Genomic DNA, 7,718 nt, shown 5'->3' with positions numbered 1-7,718 from the left:
GATGAAATGCTCGGTAAACGGTGTAAAGAGGTAAAAATTTTTGATGAAAAGCTCAGTGTCAGAGATGTGGAAAAGCTGGTAAAAAATCTACATAAGCCTGCCAAGCAGAAAAAAATGGATGATAAAGCGCTGCAGGCCATCTATCTGGATATAGAGGAAAAGCTAAAGCAAAAGCTCAGCACAAAAGTGATCGTATCCGCAAAGGGTGAGGGAGCAGGAAAAATTGAAATTGAATTTTACAGCCATGAAGATTTGGACAGGCTGCTTGAAATGATCGGGAAGTAATAAATAAAGTACAGAGGAGAAATTGAAATCGGATAAAATGAGTGCAAATTACAGTAATTTTTTAAATCAGATAGGACTGGGCGCGTTTGATTTGGGATATCTGTTGATTGGAATGGCTATACTGGCAGTCCTTCTTCTAATATTTATTGTGATATCTGTTACCCTTTTAAGAAAAATCAGAAAAATGAAAAAGAGGCTGGATCAGTTTTTGACGGGAAAGGATGGAGGCAGCCTGGAGCAGGATATCGCAGCGTTATTTGAGGACAATAAAAGCTTAAAAGAAATTGCAGAAAAGAATAAGAAGGATATCCGTACCCTATATAGAAATATGGAATCTGCATTTCAGAAAATGGGCCTGGTAAAATACGACGCATTCAATCAAATGGGAGGACAGTTAAGCTTCTGCCTGGCACTGCTTGATGAGAATAATAATGGATTTATTATCAATTCTGTTCACAGCACAGAAGGCTGCTATTCCTATACCAAAGAAATAAAAGGAGGGGAAAGCTCTATTTCTCTTGGCAAGGAAGAAGAGGAAGCATTGTCAATGGCAATGGGGGAAGTATAAATGGAATTAAAAAGAATTGACGAACTTAAGGGTGGAGAAATTTTAGCAAAACCCATTATGACATGGGATTATCAGATTATGCTTCCGGAAGGGGCGAAACTGAAAAAGGAATATATTGATAAGATCATAGAGCTTGGGATTTTCTATGTATACGTGAAGGAAGAAAAAATGGAGGAGGGCGAGCTGGTCATTCTGCGCTCAGAGACCGAGGAAAATATTAAATCAAAGGTCCGGGATATTTTGGAGAGACATACCTATCATCATAATCAGGAACTGGAAGAATTAAGTTTAGAGACGGATCGAATTATTTCCAGTATTTTAGAAGAAGATCAGGTCATAGAAAAGGTTTTTGACATCAAGGAGAGAAGCTCTGATCTCTATGAGCACTCTATCAGTGTATGTACCTTTGCCATTCTTACGGCGCTGAAGCTTAAGGCAGACAAAAGTATGATTCATGAAATCGGCGTAGGCTGTCTGCTTCACGACATAGGGCTCAGATATATTACAGTGGATTTCAATGATATTGCTTTGGAATCCATGAAAAAACAGCAGATTGCAGAATATAAAAAGCATCCTGTATATGGCTTCAGTAATTTAAAGACGGAAGACTGGATTTCAAAAATCAGCAAAAATATTGTATTGTATCATCATGAGAGACTGGATGGCTCTGGTTTCCCTTTACGGATCAGAGAGATTCCATTTGAATGCAGAATTGTAAATGTATGCGACGCTTTCGACGAAATGATATGCGGAATTGGCTGTAAAAGAGTAAAGGTGTATGAGGCTATCGAATATTTAAAAAATTATAAAGATATTTTATTTGATGCTGAAATTGTAGACACTTTCCTGGGCTTCACGGCAGTATATCCATCGGGAACACATGTTCTAACCAACGAAGGAGAAGTGGGAGTAGTTTTGTCTCAAAACAAAAATTTCCATGAGAGACCAGTGTTGCGCATTATAAAGGATAAAGCAGGAAATGATGTAGAGGGTGTATTGATTAAGGACCTCGTCAAGGTACACAATATTTATATTGAAAAAGCATTGGATTAAATAGGCGTTTGCGACAAGTACCTAGTTAGATTAAAAACCGATAAAAGGGAGGAAGCTATGATAGACATTAAATTTCTCAGAGAAAACCCTGAGGTTGTGAAGGAAAATATTAGGAAGAAATTTCAGGATTCCAAAATTCCCATGGTGGATGAAGTGATCCAGCTGGATGCAGAGAGCAGGAAGGTAAAGCAGGAGGCAGATGACCTGCGTGCTTCCCGCAATAAAATATCCAAGGAAATCGGCGCTTTGATGGCACAGGGGAAAAAGGAAGAGGCAGAAGAAAAAAAAGCCCAGGTGACAGCAGGAGCACAGAGACTTGCCCAGCTGGAGGAGAAAGAGGCGCAGCTTCAGGAGAAGATCACAAAAATTATGATGGTGATTCCCAATATAATAGATGCTTCTGTTCCTATCGGCAGGGACGATAGTGAAAATGTGGAAATAGAAAAATTTGGGGAGCCCCTTGTGCCTGATTTTGAGGTGCCCTACCATGCGGACATTTTGGACAGCATAAATGGCTTGGATAAGGAGAGCGCAGGGCGCACCAGCGGAAACGGCTTTTATTACCTGATGGGAGACGCTGCCAGAATTCATTCTGCCATGATAAGCTATGCCAGGGATTTTATGATTGATAAGGGATTCACTTATTGTATTCCCCCTTTTATGATCCGCAGCAGCGTGGTAAATGGTGTGATGAGCTTTGCCGAGATGGAAGCCATGATGTATAAAATCGAAGGGGAGGATTTGTATTTGATCGGCACCTCCGAGCATTCCATGATTGGAAAATTTAAAGGACAGATTGTAAAGGAAGCAAGCCTTCCCATCACCATGACATCCTATTCTCCTTGTTTTAGAAAGGAAGTAGGCTCTCACGGCATTGAAGAAAGAGGAGTGTACCGGGTACATCAGTTTGAAAAGCAAGAGATGGTAGTATTGTGCAGACCGGAAGAATCTATGGATTGGTACAATAAAATGTGGACCTACACGGTAGAATTTTTTCGCAGTCTGGATATACCCGTGCGCACTCTGGAATGCTGCAGCGGCGATTTGGCAGACCTGAAGGTGAAATCCTGTGATGTGGAGGCATGGAGTCCCAGACAGAAAAAATATTTCGAAGTAGGCTCCTGCTCTACTCTTGGAGATGCTCAGGCAAGACGGCTTGGCATCCGCACCAAGGGAGAGAATGGAACTTATTTTGTGCATACCTTGAACAATACTGTTCTGGCATCGCCCAGAGGATTAATTGCATTTTTGGAAAACAATGTAAATCAGGACGGCAGTATCAGCATACCGGAAGCGCTGCGTCCCTATATGGGAGGAAAGGATAAAGTATATCCTTCTCAAAAATAAATTACAACACATATGAAAAAAAATAATATTGTATTAAAATTGTTTTTTGGCATTTTAGCAGTGGTAGGATTTATTTTCTTCATAATCGGTATCATATTGCTGGCGTCCAGCATACGATTTCAGGAAGAAGCGGTAAAGGTCAGCGCTGAAATTACTCAAATTGAGAGCTATCGGGATATAGATGGAGATATATCTCATAGAGTGTATGTGACCTATTCCTATGGCGGAAAAACATATGAGAATGTAAATCTTCGGGAATACAGCAGCGGAATGTATGAAGGAAAAGAGATTACTCTGCTGGTACAGCCGGATGATCCTTACAATGTGTCCACAGGAACAATCAATATTTTGATGGGAGGTATCTTTGTGGGGATTGGGTGCATTTTTCTGTTGATCTGCATCATTGCGCTGATCCTTTTTGCCAGAAGGAACCAGAAGAAAAAAAGATTGTTGGAGGCTGGACATTTTGTTTTTGCCACGGTGGAAAAAATCTGCTATAATACCAGCTATTCTGTAAATGGATCACATCCCTACGTGGTTTACTGCAGCTATCGGGATGATTACAAGGATATGATTTATCGCTTCAAAAGTGAAAATATATGGACAAATCCTGAGCCGGTAATCACTTCAGGCAGCGAAGTCCGTGTCTATGTGGACGGCAATGATTTCAGTAAGTACTATGTAGATGTACAAGGCGTTTTACAGGGAAGAATTGTGGATTATACCTGATACCTTGTAAAATGAAAATGTAAAATCGGGAGAGAAGGTGAAGATTTGCATAGATATATGCGTGCTATCGGATTCAGTAATTATTCTGACCGTAAAAAAATAAGAAATTTGTTGACGGATGTCATTATGAATTCCGATCAACGTGCATATACTTTAAATCAGGAAGGAATTATGCTGGGAGAATTCAGCAAAAATTTTGCCGGTTCCGTGGGAGTGACAGTCTGCGGTGAATTTGACGAGGAGGATAAATTTATTTACGACTATTATTTTCCCTATTTGAACGGCACCGGAATTACAACCCGTGAGGATGTCTCTGTGGAGCGCCATGCGGCTAAGGATTCTTATGCCGGCGTGTGCGATGACGTCAAGGTTGGGATATCCCTGATTTTTTACCTGAAAAACAGAATTCCTTATGTAAAGGCACAGACTACGGGAAAGCTTCCCATCAGAGGAACCACCCTGACTCTTTCGGCTCTTTCCGTAAGCGGCAGTATTATGATGCCCATACAAAAGGATGAGGAGCAGAAGCTGAGAGTCAAGAAAAATTCTGCCAACAGGAATAATCTTCTGGCGGCGGCCAGAAAGGGAGATGAGGACGCTATTGAGACTCTGACCCTGGAGGACATGGATATGTACACCACCATTTCCCGCAAGATTCAAAAGGAAGATGTATTCAGCCTGGTAGATACCTATTTTATGCCTTATGGGGTGGAATGCGATCAATATTCCATATTGGGAGAGATCGTTTCCATGCAGGAGGCTTCCAATGATGTCACTGGGGAAAAAATTTATATTTTAAGAATTTGCTGTAATGAATTGACATTTGACGTTTGTATTAATATAATAGACTTGTTTGGAGAACCCCAGGTTGGCAGACGGTTCAAGGGAATTATCTGGCTGCAGGGGAAAATTAATTTTCCGGAGGATCTGTAGCGGGCCGGAGGAAAATTGAATAAGTTTGGATTCCTGCTTATCAGCAGGTTTTCATAAATGTCCTCGTAGCTCAGTTGGATAGAGCGATCGCCTCCTAAGCGATAGGTCGGACGTTCAAGTCGTCTCGGGGACGTTGGAAGCATTGAAAATAAAGGATTTATCCTTAGATTTTTCAATGCTTTCTTTTTTGTCTTTAAAAATTCCGAATGGCATCTGCCTCACACCGAGGGAAAAAAAAGCAAAACATTCATAAAATGTTCATTTTAGACTTGACTTTTAATAGTTAGTCTTTCTATTTCAGCTGTCAATCTATGTCGAAATATAAGTTTTATCAGTTATAACCGTTAAAAATCATTTATGTTGATTGAAAATCCAGTATATCCGTGATATTATAAAAACAACCCAAGAAGGGAGGCAGATCAATATGATTAAACGGGAAACCTATATGAGCCGTATCCGTCCTTTCATCGGAAACGACCTGGTAAAAGTCCTGACTGGTATCCGCCGAAGCGGCAAGTCAGTCATGCTGGACCTGATTAAAGAGGAACTATGCGCCTCCGGTGTGGACAGCAGCCAGTTCATCTCTATCAACTTTGAGAATATGAGCAACGCCCATCTCTGTACCGCCGTGGCGCTCCATGATGAAATCATCCGCCGGGCTTCGGAAATCAAAGGCAAGGTCTATCTTTTCTTTGACGAAATACAGGAGGTGGACGCCTGGGAAAAATGTATCAATTCTTTTCGCGTGGAACTGGACTGTGATATTTACATCACCGGTTCCAATGCAAAACTGCTTTCCGGCGAATTGGCGACCTATCTGGTTGGACGGTATGTGGAATTTGTGGTCTATCCCTTCTCCTTTGCGGAATTTATCGAGCTGTACCACACTGTCTACCCGAATACAGATAACCGCCAGTGCTTCAGCAAGTATCTGACCGCGGGCGGTATGCCCTATCTGTCCAATCTGCGCTATGACGAAACGGCCAGCCGCCAGTATTTGCGGGACCTGTTCAACTCCGTGGAACTCAAAGATATCGTCAAGAGAAACAACATCCGGGATGTGGATATGCTGGAACGGATCATTGCCTATGTGACCTCCAACATTGGCACCACATTTTCCTCCACCGCCATTTCCAAGTATCTGAAAAGCGAGGGACGGTCCGTATCCCCGGAGACAGTGCTGAGTTACATCAAGGCCTGCACCAACGCCTTTCTGTTCTACCAGGTGAAGCGGCAGGACCTGCAGGGCAGGAAGATACTCACCGTGAATGAAAAATACTATGTGGCCGATCATGGTATCCGGGAAGCCGTGTTCGGAGGCAACATGAAGGATATCAACCTGGTGCTGGAAAACATCGTCTACATGGAGCTCCTGCGCCGGGGGTACACCGTTACCGTTGGCAAGGCAGGTGACAAGGAGATTGACTTCGTATGTGAGGATCAGGGGAACAAGCTATATATCCAGGTGGCTTACCTGCTGGCCTCGGAAGATACTACCCGGCGGGAGTTTGGCGTCTATGACCGTATCCGCGACAACTTTCCTAAGTACGTCATCACCCTGGATGAATTTGATATGAGCCGCAACGGGATCAAGCACCGCAATATCCGGGACTTTCTGCTGCAGGAGGAATGGAACTGATACGCCATCCGCCCTTTCGTGCCAGGCAGAAAATGAATGAAAAAAATACGAATCATGTTGCTTGAATGTCTGAGCAAATGGAATACAACATAAGGCAGATCAGCTTTCTCCTTCAGCTTTGTAAATTCTTTGTTAATGACATGGTTTTGTACAGGTCTCCATTTGGAAGTGTCAGCACCAGAACACGGGCAAGCTCCTGCTCCATATTCAGATGAGCATCGTCATTTGCTATGTCTGCATCAGTGATATGTCCCTTTTCTTATAGCTCGTTTTAGGCTTATTCGCATTTGGAAAAGGATTTCTGGCAATCACTATGGACAACATTATATATTTGACAAAAATTTAAAATATTCATATAATAATCTTGGAAACAAAGAAACAAAGAAACAATTTTGAATAAGCTGTTTTAGCTTGTATATCATACGAAGGGAGGGCATGAGAATGCCAGCAGCAATAAAGAAAGGCAGTGTTCCTATGGAAATAAAGAAAGTCAGTATCTCTGCGAAGCGACAGATCACGATTCCTCAAAAGTTCTTTACTATGCTGGGATTTGATACAGAAGCAGAATGTATGGTGAGAGGTAATGAACTGGTAATTCGTCCGGCAAAGACAAATTCAGGCGGGGAGTTTGCAGAGCAGATATTAGCAGATTTGATAGCACAGGGATATAGTGGTGATGATTTACTTGCACGGTTTAAAATTGCACAGAAAGAAATTCGTCCGGCAGTGGAAGAAATGCTTGCTGAGGCAGAACAGGTTGCCGGTTCAAAATCAGAGTTTGCTACTTATGAGGATGTCTTTGGAGCGGAGGAGGAAGAATGACGGAGGTAAGATTTCTTCCTCCTGCGGCGAAATTTCTTAAGAAACTGAAGGATAAAAGATTGAAAACGCTGTATCAGGAAGCTGTAGACAAAATTTGTGAAAATCATTTGGTGGGAGAGTCAAAGACAGGTGATTTATCCGGTGTATATGGATATGATATTTACTACAATAAGACAAATTATGAATTGGCATATACTGTTGCATATCTGGAGGACAAGGTTATTGTTGTAATTATGGCCGGAACCCGAGAAAATTTTTATGAACAGTTGAAACAATATATGAAAAATAAGTAATTTCCAAGAGGAAGCACTTTAATGACTGAAACAGAAAGAGAAGTAAAAA

Annotated in this window: 8 protein-coding genes, 1 tRNA gene and 1 pseudogene; all 10 read left to right on the top strand. The window is 41.8% G+C overall.

Annotation, left to right across the window (positions count from 1 at the left end; all coding sequences use genetic code 11):
• Nucleotides 1–285, top strand: a pseudogene (locus AC1WIP_RS08250) (hypothetical protein); the annotation flags it as partial.
• A 37-nt stretch (nt 286–322) separates the two neighbouring features.
• A complete protein-coding gene (locus tag AC1WIP_RS08245; protein ID WP_481141396.1) occupies nt 323–853 on the top strand; it encodes a DUF4446 family protein in 531 nt (176 codons plus the stop codon).
• Nucleotides 854–1,906, top strand: coding sequence for an HD-GYP domain-containing protein (locus AC1WIP_RS08240; protein WP_481141395.1), 1,053 nt, complete (start codon nt 854–856; stop codon nt 1,904–1,906). It begins immediately after the preceding gene.
• 57 nt (nt 1,907–1,963) lie between these two features.
• Complete coding sequence (gene serS, locus AC1WIP_RS08235; protein WP_481141394.1) at nt 1,964–3,253, top strand: serine--tRNA ligase; 1,290 nt, start codon at nt 1,964–1,966, stop codon at nt 3,251–3,253.
• Nucleotides 3,254–3,313: 60 nt separating this feature from the next.
• The gene (locus AC1WIP_RS08230) at nt 3,314–3,982 is read left to right on the top strand and encodes a hypothetical protein (protein ID WP_481141393.1); all 669 of its coding nucleotides are present in this window, start codon (nt 3,314–3,316) and stop codon (nt 3,980–3,982) included.
• 57 nt (nt 3,983–4,039) lie between these two features.
• On the top strand, nt 4,040–4,915 hold the full coding sequence (locus AC1WIP_RS08225; protein ID WP_481141397.1) for a DUF3881 family protein: 876 nt from the start codon (nt 4,040–4,042) through the stop codon (nt 4,913–4,915).
• Nucleotides 4,916–4,974: 59 nt separating this feature from the next.
• Nucleotides 4,975–5,048, top strand: a tRNA-Arg gene (locus AC1WIP_RS08220).
• A gap of 291 nt (nt 5,049–5,339) precedes the next feature.
• Nucleotides 5,340–6,554, top strand: a complete 1,215-nt coding sequence (locus tag AC1WIP_RS08215; protein ID WP_481141392.1) for an ATP-binding protein — start codon at nt 5,340–5,342, stop codon at nt 6,552–6,554.
• 441 nt (nt 6,555–6,995) lie between these two features.
• Nucleotides 6,996–7,376, top strand: a complete 381-nt coding sequence (locus AC1WIP_RS08210) for an AbrB/MazE/SpoVT family DNA-binding domain-containing protein (RefSeq protein WP_481141391.1) — start codon at nt 6,996–6,998, stop codon at nt 7,374–7,376.
• Nucleotides 7,373–7,669, top strand: coding sequence for a type II toxin-antitoxin system RelE/ParE family toxin (locus AC1WIP_RS08205; protein WP_481141390.1), 297 nt, complete (start codon nt 7,373–7,375; stop codon nt 7,667–7,669). Before AC1WIP_RS08210 ends, AC1WIP_RS08205 begins: the two co-directional genes overlap by 4 nt.
• The last annotated feature ends 49 nt before the right edge of the window (nt 7,670–7,718 follow it).

The sequence above is a fragment of the Acetatifactor sp. genome (genome assembly GCF_982438285.1).
The sequence above is the reverse complement of the archived record's forward strand: the minus strand, read 5'-3'. Positions and strand labels throughout refer to the sequence as shown.

Excerpts from the sequence above, each read along its gene's own strand:
- AC1WIP_RS08245 (WP_481141396.1), top strand. The coding sequence starts at position 323 with ATGAGTGCAAATTACAGTAATTTTTTAAATCAGATAGGACTGGGCGCG.
- AC1WIP_RS08240 (WP_481141395.1), top strand. The coding sequence starts at position 854 with ATGGAATTAAAAAGAATTGACGAACTTAAGGGTGGAGAAATTTTAGCA.
- serS (WP_481141394.1), top strand. The coding sequence starts at position 1,964 with ATGATAGACATTAAATTTCTCAGAGAAAACCCTGAGGTTGTGAAGGAA.
- AC1WIP_RS08225 (WP_481141397.1), top strand. The coding sequence starts at position 4,040 with ATGCGTGCTATCGGATTCAGTAATTATTCTGACCGTAAAAAAATAAGA.
- AC1WIP_RS08215 (WP_481141392.1), top strand. The coding sequence starts at position 5,340 with ATGATTAAACGGGAAACCTATATGAGCCGTATCCGTCCTTTCATCGGA.
- AC1WIP_RS08210 (WP_481141391.1), top strand. The coding sequence starts at position 6,996 with ATGCCAGCAGCAATAAAGAAAGGCAGTGTTCCTATGGAAATAAAGAAA.
- AC1WIP_RS08205 (WP_481141390.1), top strand. The coding sequence starts at position 7,373 with ATGACGGAGGTAAGATTTCTTCCTCCTGCGGCGAAATTTCTTAAGAAA.